Source organism: Streptomyces sp. MAI_2237, assembly GCF_054189285.1.
Map to the genome: position 1 here is coordinate 1184526 of NZ_JAJPGQ010000009.1, position 19848 is coordinate 1204373.

23 protein-coding genes are annotated in these 19848 nt (G+C 71.3%); 10 read left to right on the top strand and 13 right to left on the bottom strand.

Going from position 1 to position 19848, the window contains the following annotated elements; translation table 11 throughout:
- Positions 1-18: 18 nt before the first annotated feature.
- From LN251_RS40775 to LN251_RS40785, 3 genes are read left to right on the top strand one after another with little or no spacing between them, the layout of a single operon-like run.
- A complete protein-coding gene (locus LN251_RS40775; RefSeq protein ID WP_458249173.1) occupies positions 19-774 on the top strand; it encodes a (Fe-S)-binding protein in 756 nt (251 codons plus the stop codon).
- Positions 771-2249 carry a LutB/LldF family L-lactate oxidation iron-sulfur protein gene (locus LN251_RS40780; protein WP_458249174.1) on the top strand — a complete coding sequence of 493 codons (1479 nt, stop codon included), beginning with the start codon at positions 771-773 and terminating at the stop codon, positions 2247-2249. The genes LN251_RS40775 and LN251_RS40780 overlap by 4 nt, the downstream gene beginning before the upstream one ends.
- The gene (locus LN251_RS40785; RefSeq protein WP_458249175.1) at positions 2246-2908 is read left to right on the top strand and encodes a LutC/YkgG family protein; all 663 of its coding nucleotides are present in this window, start codon (positions 2246-2248) and stop codon (positions 2906-2908) included. Before LN251_RS40780 ends, LN251_RS40785 begins: the two co-directional genes overlap by 4 nt.
- A 138-nt stretch (positions 2909-3046) precedes the next feature.
- Here the strand turns inward: LN251_RS40785 and LN251_RS40790 are convergent, their stop codons facing one another.
- From LN251_RS40790 to LN251_RS40800, 3 genes are all read right to left on the bottom strand, one after another.
- The gene (locus tag LN251_RS40790) at positions 3047-4009 is read right to left on the bottom strand and encodes a hypothetical protein (RefSeq protein WP_458249176.1); all 963 of its coding nucleotides are present in this window, start codon (positions 4007-4009) and stop codon (positions 3047-3049) included.
- Positions 4010-4116: 107 nt separating this feature from the next.
- Positions 4117-4695 (bottom strand): hypothetical protein, encoded by a 579-nt coding sequence (locus LN251_RS40795; protein WP_458249177.1) that lies wholly within the window; start codon positions 4693-4695, stop codon positions 4117-4119.
- Positions 4696-4735: 40 nt separating this feature from the next.
- Complete coding sequence (locus LN251_RS40800) at positions 4736-5308, bottom strand: TetR/AcrR family transcriptional regulator (protein ID WP_458249178.1); 573 nt, start codon at positions 5306-5308, stop codon at positions 4736-4738.
- A 150-nt stretch (positions 5309-5458) separates the two neighbouring features.
- Between LN251_RS40800 and LN251_RS40805 the strand changes: the two genes are divergently transcribed.
- Complete coding sequence (locus tag LN251_RS40805; RefSeq protein ID WP_458249538.1) at positions 5459-6316, top strand: AAA family ATPase; 858 nt, start codon at positions 5459-5461, stop codon at positions 6314-6316.
- Entirely contained in the window at positions 6313-7668 is a 1356-nt protein-coding gene (locus tag LN251_RS40810; RefSeq protein ID WP_458249179.1) for a vWA domain-containing protein, read from the top strand. The genes LN251_RS40805 and LN251_RS40810 overlap by 4 nt, the downstream gene beginning before the upstream one ends.
- A gap of 25 nt (positions 7669-7693) precedes the next feature.
- On the opposite strand, the gene LN251_RS40815 is transcribed toward LN251_RS40810, so the two are convergent.
- Entirely contained in the window at positions 7694-8056 is a 363-nt protein-coding gene (locus tag LN251_RS40815) for a cupin domain-containing protein (RefSeq protein WP_058927995.1), read from the bottom strand.
- A gap of 132 nt (positions 8057-8188) precedes the next feature.
- Here LN251_RS40815 and LN251_RS40820 point away from each other — a divergent pair, with 132 nt between their 5' ends.
- Positions 8189-8584: a nuclear transport factor 2 family protein gene (locus LN251_RS40820; protein WP_458249180.1), complete on the top strand. Its 396-nt coding sequence runs from the start codon at positions 8189-8191 to the stop codon at positions 8582-8584.
- Here LN251_RS40820 and LN251_RS40825 read toward each other — a convergent pair.
- From LN251_RS40825 to LN251_RS40840, 4 genes are all read right to left on the bottom strand, one after another.
- The gene (locus tag LN251_RS40825; protein WP_458249181.1) at positions 8579-9562 is read right to left on the bottom strand and encodes a threo-3-hydroxy-L-aspartate ammonia-lyase; all 984 of its coding nucleotides are present in this window, start codon (positions 9560-9562) and stop codon (positions 8579-8581) included. The genes LN251_RS40820 and LN251_RS40825 overlap by 6 nt on opposite strands.
- Complete coding sequence (locus LN251_RS40830; protein WP_458249539.1) at positions 9559-10335, bottom strand: helix-turn-helix transcriptional regulator; 777 nt, start codon at positions 10333-10335, stop codon at positions 9559-9561. The genes LN251_RS40825 and LN251_RS40830 overlap by 4 nt, the downstream gene beginning before the upstream one ends.
- A gap of 22 nt (positions 10336-10357) precedes the next feature.
- Positions 10358-11713 carry a hypothetical protein gene (locus LN251_RS40835; protein WP_458249182.1) on the bottom strand — a complete coding sequence of 452 codons (1356 nt, stop codon included), beginning with the start codon at positions 11711-11713 and terminating at the stop codon, positions 10358-10360.
- 87 nt (positions 11714-11800) lie between these two features.
- Positions 11801-12493, bottom strand: coding sequence for an SDR family NAD(P)-dependent oxidoreductase (locus LN251_RS40840; RefSeq protein WP_458249183.1), 693 nt, complete (start codon positions 12491-12493; stop codon positions 11801-11803).
- A gap of 94 nt (positions 12494-12587) precedes the next feature.
- On the opposite strand from LN251_RS40840, the gene LN251_RS40845 reads away from it, so the two are divergent.
- On the top strand, positions 12588-13472 hold the full coding sequence (locus LN251_RS40845; protein ID WP_458249184.1) for a helix-turn-helix domain-containing protein: 885 nt from the start codon (positions 12588-12590) through the stop codon (positions 13470-13472).
- 197 nt (positions 13473-13669) lie between these two features.
- On the opposite strand, the gene LN251_RS40850 is transcribed toward LN251_RS40845, so the two are convergent.
- The 4 genes from LN251_RS40850 to msrA form a co-directional block, all read right to left on the bottom strand.
- Positions 13670-14116: a VOC family protein gene (locus LN251_RS40850; protein ID WP_458249540.1), complete on the bottom strand. Its 447-nt coding sequence runs from the start codon at positions 14114-14116 to the stop codon at positions 13670-13672.
- 44 nt (positions 14117-14160) lie between these two features.
- A complete protein-coding gene (locus LN251_RS40855) occupies positions 14161-14358 on the bottom strand; it encodes a hypothetical protein (protein WP_458249185.1) in 198 nt (65 codons plus the stop codon).
- A gap of 194 nt (positions 14359-14552) precedes the next feature.
- Positions 14553-15995, bottom strand: a complete 1443-nt coding sequence (locus tag LN251_RS40860; protein WP_458249186.1) for an aldehyde dehydrogenase — start codon at positions 15993-15995, stop codon at positions 14553-14555.
- Between the two features lie 191 nt (positions 15996-16186).
- Positions 16187-16702: a peptide-methionine (S)-S-oxide reductase MsrA gene (gene msrA / locus LN251_RS40865; protein WP_458249187.1), complete on the bottom strand. Its 516-nt coding sequence runs from the start codon at positions 16700-16702 to the stop codon at positions 16187-16189.
- 444 nt (positions 16703-17146) lie between these two features.
- On the opposite strand from msrA, the gene LN251_RS40870 reads away from it, so the two are divergent.
- Positions 17147-17635: a TetR/AcrR family transcriptional regulator gene (locus LN251_RS40870; protein WP_458249541.1), complete on the top strand. Its 489-nt coding sequence runs from the start codon at positions 17147-17149 to the stop codon at positions 17633-17635.
- A 320-nt stretch (positions 17636-17955) separates the two neighbouring features.
- Here the strand turns inward: LN251_RS40870 and LN251_RS40875 are convergent, their stop codons facing one another.
- Positions 17956-18792: a prephenate dehydratase gene (locus LN251_RS40875; RefSeq protein ID WP_458249188.1), complete on the bottom strand. Its 837-nt coding sequence runs from the start codon at positions 18790-18792 to the stop codon at positions 17956-17958.
- 33 nt (positions 18793-18825) lie between these two features.
- Between LN251_RS40875 and LN251_RS40880 the strand changes: the two genes are divergently transcribed.
- Positions 18826-19050 (top strand): hypothetical protein, encoded by a 225-nt coding sequence (locus LN251_RS40880; RefSeq protein ID WP_458249555.1) that lies wholly within the window; start codon positions 18826-18828, stop codon positions 19048-19050.
- A gap of 185 nt (positions 19051-19235) precedes the next feature.
- Positions 19236-19799, top strand: coding sequence for a CGNR zinc finger domain-containing protein (locus LN251_RS40885; RefSeq protein WP_458249189.1), 564 nt, complete (start codon positions 19236-19238; stop codon positions 19797-19799).
- Positions 19800-19848 lie beyond the last annotated feature (49 nt).

Sequence of the window (19848 nt, forward strand, 5' to 3'; positions counted from 1 at the left end):
CGAACACAAGGAGCCGCGATGCGTGTCGCCCTGTTCCTGACCTGCGTCAACGACACGCTCTATCCGGACACCGGGCGCGCCGTGGTGAAGCTGCTGACCAGGCTGGGCGTCGAGGTCGACTTCCCGATGGCCCAGACCTGCTGCGGGCAGGCGCACTACAACACCGGCTACCGCCATGAGGCGGAGCCGCTGGCCCGGCATTTCTCCGATGTCTTCGGGGAGTACGAGGCGATCGTCACGCCGTCCGGATCGTGCGGGGCGATGGTGCGGGAGCTGTATCCGCGGATGGGTGAGCGGGCGCGGGCCGAGGGCCGCGGGGACTCCCTCGCGGCCACGCTGGCGCCGGTCGTGCCGAAGACGTACGAGCTGACCGAGTTCCTGGTGGACGTGCTGGGAGTGACGGACGTCGGGGCGTACTACCCGCACAAGGTGACGTACCACCCGACCTGCCACGGGCTGCGCGGTCTGGGGCTCGGCGACCGGCCGCGCCGGCTGTTGCGGGCCGTGAAGGGCCTGGAGCTGGTCGAGTTGCCGGGGGCGGAGGAGTGCTGCGGTTTCGGCGGGACCTTCGCGCTGAAGAACGCGGACGTCTCCGCGGCCATGGGCGCCGACAAGGTGCGCAACGCCGCCTCGACGGGCGCGGAGGTGCTGTGCGCGGCCGACAACTCCTGCCTGATGCACATCGGCGGCACGATGGCGCGGCTGAGCACCGGCATGCGGCCGGTGCACATCGCGGAGATCCTGGCGAGCACGGAGGAGGAGCCGGCGGCATGAGCGGCACGTATCTGGGGATGCCGGCCTTCCCGAAGGCGGCGCACGAGGCCGTGCGGAACGAGACCCTGCGCGGCAACCTCCGGCACGCCACGCACACGATCCGCGCCAAGCGGGCCACGGCCGTCGCCGAGGTGTCGGACTGGGCGCTCCTGCGGGAGGCGGGCAAGCGGATCAAGGATCATACGCTCCGTCATCTCGACCGCTATCTGGTGCAGTTGGAGGAGTCGGTCACGGCCGCGGGTGGCACCGTGCACTGGGCCGCGGACACCGACGAGGCCAACCGGATCGTGGCCGACCTGGTCAAGGCGACCGGCGAGTCGGAGGTCGTCAAGGTCAAGTCCATGGCCACGCAGGAGATCGGGCTCAACGAGGCGCTGGAGGCCGAGGGCATCCGCGCCTACGAGACCGATCTCGCCGAGCTGATCGTGCAGTTGGGCAAGGACCGGCCCTCGCACATCCTCGTCCCCGCCATCCACCGCAACCGCGGCGAGATCCGCGACATCTTCCGCTCCGAGATGAGCGAGTGGGGCCGCCCGGCCCCCGAGGACCTCACCGACACGCCCGCCGAACTCGCCGAGGCGGCCCGCCTCCATCTGCGGGAGAAGTTCCTGCGCGCCAAGGTCGGCATCTCCGGCGCCAACTTCATGATCGCCGAGACCGGGACGCTGGTGGTCGTGGAGTCCGAGGGCAACGGCCGGATGTGCCTGACGCTGCCGGAGACGCTGATCTCGGTCGTCGGCATCGAGAAGATCCTGCCCACCTGGCGGGACCTGGAGGTGTTCCTGCAGACCCTGCCCCGCTCGTCGACGGCCGAGCGCATGAACCCGTACACGAGCATGTGGACGGGCACGACGGACGAGGACGGCCCGCGCAGCTTCCACCTGGTTCTGCTCGACAACGGCCGCACCGACACCCTCGCCGACGAGGTCGGCCGCCAGGCGCTGCGCTGCATCCGCTGCTCGGCCTGCCTCAACGTCTGCCCGGTGTACGAACGGGCGGGCGGCCACGCCTACGGCTCGGTCTACCCGGGCCCCATCGGCGCCATCCTCAGCCCCCAACTCCGGGGCACGGGAAGCGAGATCGACGCCTCGCTGCCGTACGCCTCGTCGCTGTGCGGCGCCTGCTACGAGGTGTGTCCGGTCGCCATCGACATTCCCGAGGTGCTGGTGCACCTGAGGGAGCGGATCGTCGAGGGCGGACCGGCCACCCGGGAGGGCAACAAGGTGGTGCTGAAGCCGGCGAAGGGGCATGCCGCCGAGCGGGCCGCCATGCGGGCGGCGCGCTGGGCCTTCAGCCACCCCGGCGCCCTGCGCACCGGCCAGCGGATGGCCTCGCGCACCCGCCGCCTCCATCCACGCACGCTCCCCGGGCCCGGCAAGGCGTGGAGCGGCAGCCGGGACCTGCCGACGGTGCCGGCGGAACCGTTCCGGGACTGGTGGCAGCGCACCGGCGGCGGGAAGGGCGGTGCCAAGTGAGCAGCAGGGACAGGATTCTGGGCCGGGTCCGGCGTGCGCTGGCGGACGTGCCGCCGGACGAGGTGCCGTACGAGCAGGCCGTCCAGCGGGACTATCTGCGCGAGCACGGGGCGCGGAGCGTCGAGGAGACGGTGGAGCTGCTGGCGGAGAACCTGGCGGACTATCGGGCGATCGTGCACCGCACCAGCTCGACGGAACTCGCCGATGTGATCTGCCGGTTGCTGAGCGAGCGCGGCTCGAAGAGCGTGCTGGTGCCGTCGGGCCTGGACGGGGAGTGGCTCGGCGGGTCGGACGCCGGACGGGTTGACGATCGGGCCGAGAGCACCCCGGCCGAGTTGGACCGGCTGGACAGTGTCGTCACCGGCTGCGCCGTCGCCATCGCCGAGACCGGCACGATCGTGCTCGACGGCAGCCCGGACCAGGGCCGTCGCCGCATCACCCTCGTCCCCGACCATCACATCTGCGTCGTACGTGTCCCGGAGCAGGTCGTCTCGTCCGTGCCGCAGGCCCTCGAACGGCTCGATCCGACGCGCCCGTTGACCTGGATCTCCGGGCCGTCGGCCACGAGTGACATCGAGCTGGACCGGGTGGAGGGGGTGCACGGTCCGCGCACCCTGGAGGTGGTTCTGGTGAGCGGCCCGCCGGAGGAACAGGGCTGAGCGCATGCAGGCGTCGTGTCCTGGGGGGCCTGCGGCCCCCAGACCCCCGCTTCGGCCCTGGACGGGCCTCGTCCTCAAACGCCGGACGGGCTGGAGGGGGCGGACCGGCGCCGAATGCGTAGCCCTGTGCCGGTGCGGTCAAGTGTCGTTCGCGTCGTCGGCGGGGGCCTTGGAGGCGCCTTTGGGGGTCCTGTGCGTCGCGTCGCGGCCCAGGATGCCGAAGGCCCAGCGCTCGTTGAAGCCGGACACGAATCCGACCGCGCACCAGAAGACCCAGAAGTCGGTGCCCTTTGCGGCGGACCCGGCGTGCCCCGGCGCCGGGCAGATCTGGGCGGTGGTGGCGGGCAGTTCGAAGATGGGGACCAGTCCGCCGCTGAGCAGGAAGTAGACCGCCAGGGCGAGGATCCAGCCGACGAAGACCCGGTAGACACCCTCGTGCCGCAGGCTGCGGGCGAGTTGCCGGCCCGGCGGGATGGTGCGCTCCTTGCCGACGGTCTGCCGGGACGCCAGCTGCTCGACGCTGAGCCGCAACCGGACCAGGACGCTCAGTACGGCGCCGAGGGCCCCCAGGCCTCCGGCGACGAAGGCGCCCAGCAGGCTCCAGCGGTTGGCGCAGTCGAGGGTGACGCCCAGGACGCGCAGGACCGGCACACCCCACAGGACCGGGACGGCGAGCAGCGCCATGCCCGCGACGGCGCCCATGGCCAGGCCGATGTTCAGGCCTCGACTGACGGCGGTCACGCTGTCCTGCCGCAGCCAGCCGCGTATCTCGGCGACCTCCTGGTCGAGATAGGCGGCCAGGTACCGGTCGGGCCGGTCGCCGAGCCGGGGGTCGTCCAGGACCGTCCGCACGACGCACCGCAGGGCGTTCTGGACGCTGATCCGGGTCCGGCGATCGAAGGTGCGCTGCGCGGCGCCCAGGGCGACCTGGAGATGCAGGTGCTGTTCCGGATAGGTCTCGCGGAACAGCTTGTAGGCCACCTCGTCGACCGGCTGCACCAGTTCCCTGAGCCCTTTGGGCCTGGCCTCGGCCTCGGCGCCGTCCAGTACTTCTCTGTACCGGGTCCGCCAGCGGCGGAGCCCCCCGTTCTTGTCCCCCATGTACCGGGTGTACCGATTCAGGGCTCCGAGGGAAACCCGGCGCGCCGCACCAGTACGGTCACCTTCGTCACGGAGCCGTGACGTCCTCTTTCCTCGGCCCCTGCCGGTCAGCAGTAGGTCATGGGGCAGCCGTGCCGCAGCGAGAACTGGGCAGCCCGCAGGTACACCGCCACGTAGAAGGCCGTGTCCAGGTCCTCGCTCCACAGCCCGGGGCGGGTGGCGGCCAGTTCCTCGGCCTCCCCTTCGAGGAACCAGAACGTCAGGGCGAGGTTCTCCGACGCGTCCGGCACCTCGGTGGGCAGTCCGATGACCGCGGCCAGCCGCTCGGCGAGGGCCAGCACCTGCGGAGCGCCCGCTATCAGCGTCGTGTCCGTGTAGGCGGAGCCGATCGGCAGCTCTATCGGCTCCGCCAGCGACACGGGCACCAGGACCGACCAGTCGCCGAGCACGCGCTGTTCCTGCGGCGTCAGATGTGCTCGGCACACCTCGGCGAACCCGGTCATGGGCGGGCTGAGCTTCTCCTCGAACCAGGAGGCCGCGCCCCTGCCGGGAGCGGGCTCGTACGGCGGCAGGCCGCGCCGCTTCAGCTCCGCGCCGAGGCCGGCCGCGACCGCCCCCTTGCCGCCCTCCTCCTCGTCGTCGCCGAACCACTCCCCCGCGTCGACACTCACCAGGTAGATCCCCATGCCCGCAACGTACCGGGCGGCACTGACAATCGGCCCTGGATCACTCGGGCAGGCCCGCCGCGTCCAGGAGGGTGCTCGCCGTCGCGGTGGCCAGGCCGTCCAGCGTCTCGATGCGGGCGCCGGCGCGGGCGCTGGCCCCGTCGAAGACCAGCATCAGCTGGCGGGCGAGGAGCTCGGGGTCGCGGGCTCCGCCGAGCTCCGCCTGGGTGCGGAAGGCGTCCTGGAGCCGCTGCTTGGCGGTGGCGGCCACCCGGCTCGCCGGGTGCTCGGGGTCCTTCAGCTCGACGAGCGCGGCAAGGAAGGGGCAGCCCTGGTACTCGGGTCCGACCGAGGCCTTCTCCACCTGCTCGAAGACGTACAGGATGCGTTCGCGCGGGGTGCCGGCGTCCTCGGGGCCGGGCGTGAGCTGGGCCGCGTAGCCGGGGGCGCGGCGCTCCAGGCTGGCCGCGAGGACCTCGTCCTTGCTGTCGAACAGCTGATACATCGACCGCTTCGAGACACCGGCCGTCCGGCACAGCGCCTCCACGCCGATGGAGACGCCGTCGCGGTAGAAGAGCTCGGCGGCCGCGTCGAGCAGCCGGTCCCTGGTGGACGCCTTTTCTGTCGTGGCCATACCCGCGAGGTTACCTCCGCCTCCCACGCCGAGGAAACCGATCGGTGTCCCGGGCGGGGATGCCGGCCGTGCGGCGGATACCCCGTGACAGAAGCGCTGAACAAGCGCTTAGATAGTAGGCCCGGCATCGCCGCCCACCAGGAGGCCCCGTTGTTCACGTCCGTCGACGACGTCTCCGCACGTCTCGCCACCACCGGCTACCTCGCCTCGCCCGCGGTCGCCACGACCGTCTTCCTCGCCGACCGGCTCGGCAAGCCCCTGCTGGTGGAGGGCCCCGCCGGAGTCGGCAAGACAGAGCTCGCGAAGGCCGTCGCGGAGGTGGCGCGGGCCCGGCTGGTCCGGCTGCAGTGCTACGAGGGCGTCGACGAGTCGCGCGCGCTGTACGAGTGGAACCACGCCAAGCAGCTGCTGCGCATCAGCGCCGGCCGGGACGAGACGTGGGACGAGACGCGCACGGACATCTTCAGCGAGGAGTTCCTGCTGACGCGCCCGCTGCTCACGGCCATCCGCGGCGACGATCCCAAGGTGCTGCTGATCGACGAGACCGACAAGGCGGACGTCGAGGTGGAGGGCCTGCTGCTGGAGGTCCTCAGCGACTTCCAGGTGACGGTCCCCGAGCTCGGCACGATCGCCGCGACCCGCCGCCCCTTCGTCGTCCTCACCTCCAACGCCAGCCGCGAGCTGTCCGAGGCCCTGCGCCGCCGCTGCCTCTTCCTCCACATCGGCTTCCCGGACGAGGAACTGGAGCGGCGGATCGTACGGCTGAAGGTGCCGGAGCTGGACGAGGCGCTGGCCGCGTCGGTGGTCCGGGTGGTCGGTGCGCTGCGGGCGATGGACCTGCGCAAGGTCCCGTCGGTCGCCGAGACGATCGACTGGGCGCGCACCCTTCTCGCGCTGGGCGCGGACACCCTGGACGAGACCGTCGTGGGCGACACCCTGGGCGTGCTCCTCAAGCACCACGACGACGTGCTGAAGGCGACGGCCAAGCTCGACCTGGACGCGGTGTGACCGCGCCCGGCGTCGCCGAGCGGCTCACCTCGCTGGTCGGGGCGCTGCGCGCGCACGGCATGAGGATCGGCACGGGTGAGACCGTGGACGCGGCGCAGGCGGTGGCGGCGCTGGGGCTCGCGGACCGCGAGCTGCTGCGCGAGGGGCTCGCCGCGACGCTGCTGCACGGCCCGGCCCAACGGCCGGTGTTCGACCCGGTCTTCGACCTGTACTTCCCGCGCGGCATCGGTGCGCCCGACGGCGAGCCGGCCGGCCGGGACGATCTGCGCGACCGGCTCGCGGCGGCCCTCGCGGCCGACGACCGCGCGCTGCTGGGGCGGTTGGCGGCGGAGGCGGTCGACGGCTTCGGCGGATACGGCAACTCGCCCGAGGGGCAGGGCTGGTCGTCGTACCAGGCGCTGGAGCGGCTGCGGCCGCAGACGCTGCTGGCCCGCGTCCGCGAGAGCGTCCGGGCCTGGGACGGCGCGTCGGGGTTCACCGACCGGCTGCTGGAGGACGAGATCCGGCGGCGCATCGAGGTGTTCCGCTCGATGGTGGCCGTCGAGGCACGGCGCCGGGTCGCCGAGCGGCGCGACCGGGACGAGCTGGCCCGGCGCGCGGTCGCCACGACACCCGACCGCGTCGACTTCCTGTACGCGGGCAAGCTCCAACTGGCCGAGCTGCGCAGGACCGTTCAGCCGCTCGCCCGCAAGCTCGCCACCCGGCTCGCGGCGCGCCGGCGCCGTGCGGCCCGCGGCAGCATCGACCTGCGGCGGACCCTGCGCGGCTCGCTTTCGACGGGCGGGGTGCCGATGAAGCCGGTGCTGCGCCGGCGCCGTCCCTTCCGCCCCGAACTGGTGCTGCTGTGCGACGTGTCGGGCTCGGTGTCGGGGTTCTCCGACTTCACGATGCTGCTGGTGCAGGCCCTGCACGACCAGTTCAGCAGGGTGCGCGTGTTCGCCTTCGTCAACCGCATCGACGAGGTCACCGGCCTCATGGAACACGGCGCGGCCGACCCGGAGGGGCTCGGCGCCCGGATCCGCGCGGAGGCGACCCTCACGGGCTGGCACGGCAGCAGCGACTACGGCGTCGCCCTGGGCGAGTTCGCCGAGCGCCACGGCGACGCCGTCGGCCCCCGTACGACGCTGTTCGTGCTCGGTGACGCGCGCACGAACATGAGCGACCCGAACCTGGCCGCCGTCCGGCGGATCGCCGAACGGGCCCGTCGTGTCTACTGGTTGAACCCCGAGCCGCGCGCGCAGTGGGGCACCGGCGACTCCGCGGCACCCGATTACGCCGAGCTGGTGGACATGTACGAGTGCCGCAACGCCCGCCAGCTCGGCGCGTTGATCTCCCGGCTACTCCCGGTCTGACCGCCGCCCCCGTGCCTCGGCGTGACTACCCTTGCGTCTTGGCGTAGTCCGTCGCCATCTGACCGGCGAAGTCGTAGACCACGCACGGCTCTTCGCCGACCACCCACGCGTCGTGTCCCGGGGGAAGCACGAACACGTCGCCCGGACCGACCTCCTGCTCGGCGCCGTCGTCCATCCGGACGCGCATGCGTCCCTGGACGCAGTACCCGTTGTGATGGACCTCGCAGCTCTTCGTCCCGGCGATGGGCCCCACGGACTCCGACCAGCGCCAGCCCGGCTCGAACGTTCCCACGGCGAAGTCGAGCCCGGTCAGATGGACCGCTTCCAGGTGTCCACGCGGGAAGTCACGCCGCTCGTCGGGCTTCTCGACGGCCTTGATCTCGATCATGACGGCTCCCTCCATTGCGAGCCCCGTCCACCAGACCATCGTCCGCCCGCCCGGTCGACACCGCCATTCGGGTGAGCGCAGAATGACGCGTGAGGCCGCAATCGCCGAACGACCGGAAAGGTGGCGATCACCGTGGCTGAGCATCCCCACGCACAACTCGTCCGCAAGGGCTACGAGGCCTTCTCACGCGGCGACATGGACGCCCTGCGGTCGCTGATCACGAGCGACGCCACGCAGCACGTGCCCGGCAGCCATCCGCTGTCCGGCGACTGCAAGGGGATCGACGCGATCCTCGACTACTACCGCCGGCTCTTCGAGGAGACGGCCGGAACCTTCAAGGTCGAGCTGCGCGGTGTCCTGGTGGACGGCCGTGGCCACGCCGTCGCGATGCAGCACGTCAGCGCGCAGCGCGGGAACAAGCGCATGGACGAGGACGGCTGCATCGTCTTCCGGATCGTCGGGGACAAGGCGACCGATCTCGACGAGTGCGTCGAGAACCTCGACAGCATGGACGACTTCTGGTCATGAGTCCTTCGCCGGGCCGCACAGCCGGGCGAAACGATCCGCGTCCACATTGCCGCCGGAGACGATGACACCGACCCGGCGCGGCAGGGGGCCCGCACGCCCCGCGAGCAGCGCGGCCAGCGGAGTGGCGCCGCTCGGCTCGACGACGATCTTCAGCCGCTCGAACGCGAAGCGCATCGCGGCCCGGATCTCGTCGTCCGAGACCAGGGCGATCGCGTCCACGAGCCGCCGGTTCACGGAGAAGGTCAGCTCGCCGGGCGTGGTCAGGGCCTGGCCGTCGGCGATCGTCCGCGGCACCGGGACGCTGACGCGCCGGCCCGCCTCCAGGGACCGCTTGGTGTCGTCCCCGGCCTCCGGTTCGATGCCGAGCACCCGGATCCCGGGGTGCAGTCCCTTGGCGGCCGTCGCGGACCCGGCGATCAGCCCGCCACCTCCGACGGGCGCGATCAGCGCGTCCAACTCACCTACCTCTTCGAAGAGTTCGAGTGCGGCGGTGCCCTGACCCGCCATGACGTGCGGGTGCTCGTAGGGCGGGATGAGGACGAGTCCTCGTTCGTCGGCGAGGGCCCGGGCGACGGCCTCGCGGTCCTCGGTGTAGCGGTCGTACGTGACGATCTCGGCGCCGTAGCCCTCGGTGGCCTCGCGCTTGGAGCTCGGGGCGTCCTCGGGCATCACGATGACGGCCGTGCTGCCCAGTTCGCGGGCGGCCAGGGCGACGGCCTGGGCGTGGTTGCCGGAGGAGTAGGCGGCGATGCCCTTGGCCAGTTGCTCGGGGGTGAGCCGGGAGGCGGCGTTGTAGGCGCCGCGGAACTTGAAGGCGCCCACCCGCTGGAAGTTCTCGCACTTGAGGAAGACCTCGGCGCCGACGAGGACGTCGAGGGTGCGCGAGCGCAGGACCGGGGTGCGGTGCGCGACGCCCTTGAGCCGGTCGGCGGCATCGCGGACGTCGTCCAGGGTCACGGGCGGGGTGGTGGTCGTCACGCGTGTCCTCCAGCGGGGGTCGGGTCGGTGGCCTCGGCGGGGGCCGGGGTGGCGGCCGGGGCACTTGCCGGGGCAGCGGCCGGGGCGGGGGTGGGGTCTCCGGTCGCAGCGCTCGCCGGGGCAGCGGTGGGGTCGGCCGCGCGGGACTTGGAGAGGTAGCTGTAGGCGGAGGCACGGGAGATGCCGAGTCTGGCGGCGACCTGCTCGACGGCGCGGCGCACGGCGAACACGCCGTGTTCGTCGAGGCCGCGGAACAGGTCGAGGCGCTGGGCGCGGTCGAGTCCGCCCCAGGGCCGGTCCGGCCCGATCCGGTGGGCGTCGAGGACGGCGTCCACGACGGAGTCGATGTCGTTGCCGAAGGTGGTGACGGGGGGTTCGGCCACGGTGCCGGTGGCTCCGGCGAGGGCGCCGAGCAGCGCGTGGGCCTGGCTCACCGCCGTGACGTCGACGTTGAGGCACAGGGCGCCGAAGACCGCTCCCGTGGAGTCGCGCAGCACCATCGTCGACGCCTTGACCAGCGTGCCCGAGCGGGCGCGGGTGACGTAGTTCAGCTCGTCCTCGGCCCGGTCGCCGCGGGCGAGGACCCGCATGCCGATCTCGCTCATCGCGCCGCCCACCGCCCGCCCGGTCACCGAGCCGGCGACGGCGACGACCGAGTTCTCCGGGTGCCGGTAGTCGTGCAGGACCGCCTCGCAGACCGGCCCGAACGTCGCCGCGATCCCGTCCGCGACAGGACGCAGTGCGGCGAGGATCGCGTCCCTCTCCGCATCCAGAGTCTGTTCTTTCGTCACACGCCTAGACTAATGGTCCAATGCCTGGACGGAAAGTCCAGGAGGAGAGGTGGTCGTGGGTCGCGGCGTACGTCACGGCCTCCCGGGCGGCGTGGCGGTCGCCGACCGTGTCCCACCAGGGATGGGTGTGCATCTCCTCGGCGAGGCGCCGGCACCGCTCCCGCGCGTCCGCCAGACGCTCCCGCTGATCGCCGGTGATCTCCGCGCGGCCGGCCGCGATGTCCGCGCCGCTGGGCAGATGCGCGGCGATGTCCGCGGCGTGCTCCAGCGCGCGGGTGAAGGTGCGCCGGGCGGCCACCAGATCACCGGGTATGACGAACTCGCCGACGACGAAGGGCCGGGAGAACTCGGACGGCCCGGGTTCGGTGTGCCACAGCGAGGCGTCGATGGGCTGTCCGTCGTCCCGCGCGCGGGTGAGCTCGGACCGCACACCGTCCTCCGCTCCGTCGGCACGGGAACGCCCGGTCCGGCCCGCCGCCTCCGCGGGGCGCGCAGCCGGCCCGCCCGGGTCGGGCTCGGGCCGGCCTTCGAGGAACTCCTCCTTGTCGGTGGGGGTGACCCACATGTGCCAGCCGCGGCGGCCCGCCGGGTGGGGCAGATACAGCGAGACCAGCTCGCCCGTCGCCGTGCGCCGGATGACGTCGTCGTAGTAGAGCCCCCGGACCGGCTCCCACAGTGCGTGCCTGCCGCCGCAGCGGCCGGCGCCCTGGCGCGGGCAGGGCACCGGGTTGCCCCAGTCGCAGCGGGACATGTGCAGTTGCTTGATGCCGCCGCGCACCGGCAGGGCGGCCCGGTCGGTCACGTCACGCCAGCTCTGTACGTTCAGCCGGGCCCAGGGGGCGCGGTCGATGGGTATCGCGTTCTCGTTGTTGACGAGCCAGAGCGGCGTCAGTCCGGACCGGCGCGCGATCCGCGTGCGGTCGTCGACGGAACCGCCGGCTATCGCGGCCAGTTGGATTTCATAGGCGAGGCGATGACTGTCCGCGCCCTCGACCGTGACATCCGCGCGCCCCTTTTCCGGCCGGTCTCCCTGCGGCCGGGTCACCCGGAATCCCTCCCCCGCGGCGACCTTCGCCGTGTATTCCCCCAGCGCCTTGTGGAGATCGCTTTCGGCCTTCGTCTCGGGGCGTTCCCCTTTTGCCACATGCATGGCGTGCGGACGGCCGTCGACCTTGCGGATGGTCATGAAGCCCGGGCAGATGAACCCCTCGTCCTCGTGGGCTTCCAGGCAGTAGAGAAGATCCGGTTGGTAATTGCCGTAGATCTCGTCGAGCAGCCGAGGGTATTCGGGATGCCCGAGATCGGCCTCGGTCAGGTCGAGTGTGATGCCGAGGCCCCTGTGCCAGACGCTGTAGGTCATATTGCGAGAGTAGGACGCGGCACTGACAATCGGCCCCGGCGTCAACTCCCGTCGGCGCCGGGGGCCATTTGCCGGGGGATTTCCGGATCAGGCGACAGGGCCGTCGCGGTCGATGAATCGTCCGGTGCCGGCGCCGCGTTTTTCGGTGGCGAGGCGGACGATCGCGTCGGTGCCCTCGGTGACGGTCTGGGGGCCGGAGTGGCCGTTGAGGTCGGTCGCCGTGTAACCGGGATCGGCTGCGTTGACGCGAATGTCCTTGAAGGCCTTGGCATATTGAGTGGTCAGCATCGTCAGGGCCGCTTTGGAGGCCGTGTAGAGAGGCGCGATCACCGAGGACTCGATTCTCGACGGGTCGTGGGTGAGCGCGAGGGACCCCATGCCGCTGCTGACGTTGACGACGACCGGGTCCGAGGACCGGCGCAGCAGCGGAAGGAACGCGGTGGTCGTGCGGATCACGCCGAAGACGTTGACGTCGAAGACGCTCAGCGCGTCGGCGCCGGTCAGTTCACCGGGATCACCGTGAGGGCCGTGCACGCCGGCGTTGTTGATCAGGACGTCGACCACGCCCTCGTGCGCGGCGACGTCGGCGGCGGCGGCCGCGACGGAGGCGTCGTCGGTGACGTCGATGCGGACGAATCGCGCGCCCAGCGCGGCGGCGGCAGCGGCCCCGCGCCCGGGGTCGCGGGCGCCCAGGATCACGGTGTGGCCGAGCGCGACGAGACGGCGTGCGGTCTCGTGGCCGAGCCCCTTGTTGGCTCCGGTGATGAACGTGGTGGTCATGTGTCGATCGTTCAGGGGTCGACGCACCCTGCGCCAGGGAGACGTCGACCGTAGGAAAGGCAGTACCAGGATCACAGGGGGACTTCGAGGCAGGATGGATCGCATGACGGCGAGAGACGGGGTCGGACTGGGCGCGACGATCCGCGCCTGGCGGGAGCGGCTGTCGCCGTCCTCGGTGGGGCTGCCCTCCGGGCCGGGACGCCGCGCGGCGGGGCTGCGCCGCGAGGAACTCGCCGAACGCGCCGGTGTGTCGGTCGACTACGTGGTGCGGCTGGAGCAGGGGCGGGCGACGACACCCTCCGCCCAGGTGGTCGCGTCCCTGTCGAACGCGCTGCACCTGAGCTCCGCCGAGCGCGACCACCTGTACCGTCTGGCGGGCCTGGCTCCTGCGGACGCCGGAGTCGTGCCCTACGCGATCCCGCCCGGTGTCCGGCGCGTGGTCGACCGGCTCGGAGACGTCGCGGTGGCCGTGTTCGCGGCCGACTGGCAGATGCTGTGGTGGAACCCCGGGTGGGCGGCGCTGCTCGGCGACCCGGCGCTCGCAGCGCCCGAGCTGCGCAACTTCGCCCGGGAACGCTTCCCGGCCGGCCCCGACCGCGTCCGCATCGCTCTGTGGCCGGTGCTCGTGCGGGACGGCCACACCTCCGACCTGGCCATCGTCTCCGACCTGCGCCGCGCGGCCGGCCGCTTCCCGCACGACGCCCGGCTGGCCGAGCTGATCTACGTACTGGTCACCGGCAACGAGACGTTCGCCCGGCTGTGGGCGAGCGGCACGGTGGGCACGCACCGCGAGGACCGCAAGAGGGTCGAGCATCCCGTGGCCGGTGCCGTGGAGGTGGACTGCGACGTCCTGACCGACGGGGACTCGGAGCTGAAGATCGTGATCCTGTCGGCGGCGTCCGGCGGTGCGACCGAGGCCGCCTTCAGGCTCGCCCTGAGCGACCGCGCCACGGTCGGCACGCCCGCAGCAGGAGCGTGACCGCCGAGCGCGGCTGCCGAACTCCCCCCGTGCGTAGCCACCTTGACGCGTGACGAATCCGGTACGGCGCGGCGGCGAGTCCCGCGGCACCCGCTCCGAGCATGCCCAGCATCGCCCGCCGCCCGACCGGAGCACCCCCGGTCCGGGGCCGCGGCTTCGGCTTCGGCTTCTCCGCCATGATCCGCGCTCCCTCGCTGTCAGCGGCCGGGGGCGCGCTCGGTGATCTCCTGGAGGAACCACTCGTTGCCGTCGGGGTCCTTGAAGGCGGCGAAGGTGCCGTAGCTGGCCCGCTCGGGGTGCACGCCGGGCACCCGGCCCATGTCACCGGCATGGTGGAAGGCGCCGGTCTCGTCACGGAACGGACCGGACACCTCCACGCCGCGCGAGGCCAGCTCCTCCTGGGCCTTGAGGATGTCCGTGACGGTCAGCTGGAGGCCGTGGAGTGTGCCCGCCTTCTGCTCGGTGAGGCCCTCACCGAAGATGATCGAGCACTCGGAGCCCGGCGGGGTCACCTGCACGATCCGGTAGCCGTCGTTGATGGGGAAGTCGGCGTCGAGGCGCCAGCCGAGCCGCTCCACGTAGAAGCCCTTGGCACGGTCGACGTCGCCGACGGGCAGGACGACGACTTCGAGCTTCATGTCCATGACTGTGTTCTCGCTCTCGTTGGTGGCGCGGATGTGCGGGGTGGTCACAGACCCAGGTCGAGGGCGAGGCAGGAGTAGTACTTCCAGGACCCCTCCGGGTCGTAGGACGCGTTCACCGCGCCGGCCGGAGCAGCCTCGACCGCCTCGGACATGTCCTCGAAGCGGATGCGCTCGGGGAGCTTGCCGAATCGCGCGTGCCGTACCGCCGCCTCGGCGGCTTCCTTGGTGAGCCCCTTGTTCATGACCGTGCTCCACTTCGTCGTTCGTGGATGGCGTCCGGGCCTTTCGCCTCGGACGTTCATCAGCATGCCCAGCACCGCGTCACCTGTCAAGCCGGTGACGAAACGCCGGGACGCGCCCCCCAGGCCAGGTAGGAGGACGTCACACTTCTGTAAGAAGAAACCGCCCTGACTGGTTACGCGAGGAGGAGTCCGGGTCAGACGGTGATGGTCTTGTACTCCGTGTAGGTGCCGAGGCCGACAGCCCCGTACTCGCGGCCGATGCCGCTGGCCTTGAAGCCGCCGAAGGGGCCGTCGAAGGCGATGGAGGCCCCGTTGACGGTGACGGTGCCTGTGCGCAGACGGCGGGCGACCGCCAGGGCGTGCTCCTCGTCCGCGGACCAGACGCCGCCGGACAGGCCGTACTCGGAGTCGTCGGCGATGCGGACGGCGTCGTCCTCGTCGTCGTAGGCGATGACGACCAGGACCGGACCGAAGATCTCCTCCTGCGCGATCCGCATGGAGTTGTCGACGTCGGCGAAGACGGTGGGCGTGACGTAGTTGCCCTTCTCCAGGCCCTCGGGGATCTGCGGCCCGCCGGTGACCAGGCGGGCACCCTCCTCGATGCCGAGCCGGATGTAGTCGCGCACCCGCTCCTGCTGGTCGGGGCGGATCATCGGGCCGATGAAGGTGTCGGGGTCTCCGGGATCGCCCACCTTCAGCGATTCAACGAGCTCCTTCAGCGCGGTCACGACCTCCTCGCACCGGCTGCGCGGGGCGAGGATGCGGGTCTGCGCGATGCACGACTCGCCGTTGTTGAGCAGGGAAGCGAACCTCAGGCCCGCGACGGCCTTGTGGATGTCGGCGTCGGGAAGGATGATCGCGGCGGACTTGCCGCCCAGTTCCAGGCTGACCCGCTTGAGCTGCTCGCCCGCGATGGCGGCGATGCGGCGGCCGGCCCGCGTCGAGCCGGTGAACGCGATCTTGTCGACCTCCCGGTGCGAGATCAGGTACTCGCTGGTCTCCCGGTCCGCGGGCAGCACACTGATCACCCCTTCGGGCAGGCCCACTCGCTCCAGCAGTTCGGCGAGCAAGCCCATGCTCAGCGAGTTCTCCGGGGACACCTTCAGCACCACGGAGTTGCCCGCGAGGAGTGCGGGGATGATCTTCGCGGTGGCCGAGGAGAAGGGCGAGTTCCACGGGATCACCGCGGCCACGACGCCGACCGCCTCGCGGCGCACCACACTGCGCACGGGAGACGACGGGTCGGAGGGTACGAGCGTCTCCTCCCAGGCGAACCCCTCGGCCGCCTTCAGGTAGGCGTTCGCCTGGCGCGTCAGGCCCGGCTGCCCGGCACGCGTGAACCAGCCGGCCGATCCGTTCTCCAGCGAGATCAGCTGCGCGATCTTCTCCGCGTTCTCCTCGCGCAGCGCGTTGAACCGCCTCAGGACCGCGATGCGCCGCTCCGGCGGGGTCAGACGCCACTCGCCCTCTTCGAAGGACGTGCGCGCCGCGGTGAGCGCCCGGTCGATGTCCGCCGGCCGCGCCTGCGCGGCGCGACCGATCACCGACCTGTCGTGCGGGGAGGCGATGTCGAGCAGCTCAGGACTGTCCGGCCGGACCCAGGAACCTCCGACGAAGAGCCTGTCATAGATGATCATGCGCTTTCTCTTCCTTCCGGTGCGTCGATGCCCTGCGTGTGACAGGTGACCTCATCAACTGTCACATGAGAGTAGCATTTGAATCGATTAGCTCATCTTGAGCGTGCGCAAAACCGGGATGGGGGCGGACACAGGCCGACCCCCGAGCGAAGGGCACCCGGGGGTCGGTCGGTACTGCGGGATCGAGGCGGTCAGGCCTCGGCGCGCTTGGGAAGGCGCCAGTTGGGGCGCGGGAAGTGGCAGGTGTAGCCGTCCGGGTAGCGCTGGAGGTAGTCCTGATGCTCCGGCTCCGCCTCCCAGAACGGCCCGGCCGGCACCACCTCGGTCACCACCGGACCCGGCCACAGCCCGGACGCGTCGACGTCGGCGATGGTGTCCTCGGCGACGCGGCGCTGCTCCTCGTCGAAGTAGAAGATCGCGGAGCGGTAGCTGGCACCGATGTCGTTGCCCTGCCGGTTCCTCGTGCTCGGGTCGTGGATCTGGAAGAAGTACTCCAGGATCGTGCGGTAGTCGGTGACCGTGGGATCGAAGGCGATCTCGATCGACTCCGCGTGCTTTCCGTGGTCGCGATAGGTGGCGTTGGGCTTGTCGTTGTCGCCGCTGTAGCCCACCCGCGTGCGGGTCACCCCGGGCAGCGCCCTGATCAGCTCCTGCATACCCCAGAAGCAGCCACCCGCCAGCAGCGCCCTCTCCTCGGCGTCGCTCATGGCACCTCACCTTTCCGTTCGCGTCATTCGCGCAGGGCTCCAGGCTCGCACGTCGGCGGCCCGAGCAGCTCCACATTCGTCACCATCTCGACAGGTGACAACTTGCGTGACAGATTCGTCACCCGCCGAAGCGGTGACGAATCCGGCAGAGCCGGAACGCCGCGAGAGCCGGGAAAAATTCCCGCGTTCCTGAGAGGCGCTCGGCATCAGGGGTGGACGCAGGCGGCTGGTGACGAGCGCGGTCACGACAGGGCTCGCGCTCGGCGCGTCCGCCCTGGGTGGCACCACCGGACATATCTGCCGCTAAAATGTGGCGGCTGAGTCCCATGTCTCTACTCCGGAGAGGCGTTAGATGTCTCAGGCATCACATTCGCCACTAGACTCGGTGCGGTGAGAGCCGACGCAGCGCGCAATCTGGAAGCCGTCCTGACCACCGGCGCACGCATGCTCGCCGCCGACCCCGGCGCGAGCATCGCGAGCATCGCCGCCGAGGCAGGGGTCGACCGGCGCACCGTCTACCGCCGCTTCGCCTCCCGCGAGGACCTCCTGACGGCCATCTACGAGGCGCGCCTGACGGCGATCGAAAGCGCCATCGAAGAGGCGCGGTTGCGCGAGGCGCCCGTGGCCGTCGCCCTGCACCGCTACGTCGAGAACATCATCGCCGTCAACCGCACCTGGCCCGTCGACCTCGCCCGGATGCTCGCCGACGACACGGTGCATGCCCGCCGCGACGCGGCCATCGAGGAGGTCGACGCCTTCCTGCGGCGCGCCACCGACGAAGGTCTTCTGCGGCCGGGGCTCCCGCAGGGCTGGGCGAGCGCGGTGCTGCCCCAGCTGATGCACCTGGTCTCCCGGCAACTGCCCGAACTGAGCGCGGGACAGGCGGCGGACGTCGTCGTCGACACCCTCCTCAACGGCCTCGGGACGTCCTGACACACCTACGGCCCTCGGGAACACCTGGGTCCAGGTGTTCCCGAGGGCCGTAGGGCTCGGCTCATTCCATGGTCTGCGGGGCCGTCTGCGATCCGGGCGTCTGCTGTGCGTCCTTCTCCCCCACCGGACGCCGTGCGGCGGCCCTCGCGGGGCGGCGACACGGTTCCGGGCAGACGGACGCGACGGAGTCTGGACGGCTCGTCGGCGGAGTCGGAGTGGGTCAAGGCTTCTCCCCTCGGTGCGTGCTCCGACCAACCGACGGCGCCACCGGGGCATTCCGTCGCGCACCGATCCGGACCCGTCAGACGTCAGACGTCCGATCAGCCGGCCAGCCGATGCGGGTGCGCGGGGTACACGCCGAGGATGCGTACCTCGGTGGAGAAGAAGCGCAGCTCGTGCAGGGCGAGGGCGATGCGCTCGTCGTCGGGGTGCCCCTCGATCTCGACGTAGAAGCGGCTGGCGTTGAGGCCCGCGCCCATCTGATAGCTCTCGATCTTCGTGAGGTTCACGCCACTGGTGGCGAACCCGCCGAGCGCCTTGTACAGGGCGCTCGGGATGTTTCGGACGCTGAAGAACAGACTCGTCATCGTCGGCTCTCCGGTGGGCGGGGCCAGGACGGCTTCCCGGGAGAGGACGACGAAGCGCGTGGTGTTGTCCGGGTCGTCCTCGACCTCGGGGCGCAGCACGTCGAGACCGTAGAGCTCCGCAGCGGCGGGCGGAGCGAGCGCCGCGTGCCGGGGGTCGCCCAGTTCGGCCACCTCACGTGCCGCTCCGGCGGTGTCGTCGCTGACGAGGGTGCGCCAGCCGCCCTCACGCAGGACCTTGCGGCACTGCCCGAGCGCGTGCACATGACTGCGTACGCACTCCACCTGGTCGAGGGTGGCGCCGGGCACGCCCATCAGGTCGAAGCGGATGGCGAGGAAGTACTCGGCGACGATGAACAGGCCGGACTCCGGCAGCAGGTGGTGCACGTCGGCGACGCGACCGGCCGCGGAGTTGTCGACCGGGATGACGGCGACGTCGGCGGCGCCGAGCGTCACGGCGTCCAGGGCCTGTTCGAAGCTCGTGCAGGGCAGGTGCCCGGCGTCGGGGTGGAGGGCGCGCGCGGCGGTCGCCGAGTTGGACCCGGGTTCACCCTGATATGCGGCGGTCGTCACCGTGGTTCAGCCTTCCTGGGGGCAGGTCGTGTCGTGGGGCAGCAGAAGATCCGTCGCATACCGCACCGGGCAAGTATCGGCGACGACGCCCCGTTCCCGTTCATCACGGGGCGCCCGGAGGCCGGGGACGTCGCCGAGGAACACTTCACCACCATCGACGACGACTGGGACGTCGAGGAGCGCACCCTCGCCCAGCTCGACTCCCGCCTCCGCGGCCCTGTGCCCGGCGGGGCGGGGTGGACCGGTGGCGCGGGCTGACGGTGGGGCTGCTCGCGCAGACACGGTGCTCGAGCCCAGCCGCAACCATTGGCTGCGCCGGCGTTGGCACGGCCGGGAACTTCGCCGGAACCGGGCCCCCGGAGCAGGCAAGCGGGGCGACGGAGCGACGGCCGGAATGACGGCACTCCTTGCACCCTCCCGCGGTCACCTGTCAAAATGGTGACGTGAATCTCGATCATGTCTTCGTGTGCGGAAACCCGGCTCTGGACTTCGCGGCCACGCTCCGGGCCCGGCGCTCGGCCCGTTTCGAGATGTTCGTGACACCGGACCGGTTGAACGCCTGGTACCTGGAGTCCGGACTCGTGGACACGATCACCCCCGGCGTCGAGGACGACGTCCGCGAGGCGACCAGCGTGCGCGAGGCCATCTACCGGCTGGTGACCGACCGCCGGCTCGGTGAGGACTTCGACCGGCAGGCGCTCGCCGTGCTCAACGCCGCCGCACGCAAGACGCCCGTCACCCCCCAGCTCACCCTGTCCGGCAGGCACACCGAGGCCACGCCCGAGCAGGCCCTGGCCACCGTCGCCCGAGCGGCCGTGGAACTGCTCAGCGGCTCCGACGTGCCCCTGATGAAGGAATGCGGCAACCCGGAATGCACCCGGGTCTACATCGACCGGTCCCGTGGCATGCGGCGCCAGTGGTGCGGCATGGAGTCGTGCGGCAACAAGATCAAGGCCGCCGCCTACCGAGCCCGGAAGAAGACCGCCCCCGGCACGGCAGCCCACTGAGGCACGGCAGCCCCACTGAAGCACGACCGCCCCCTGACGGACCCCCAAG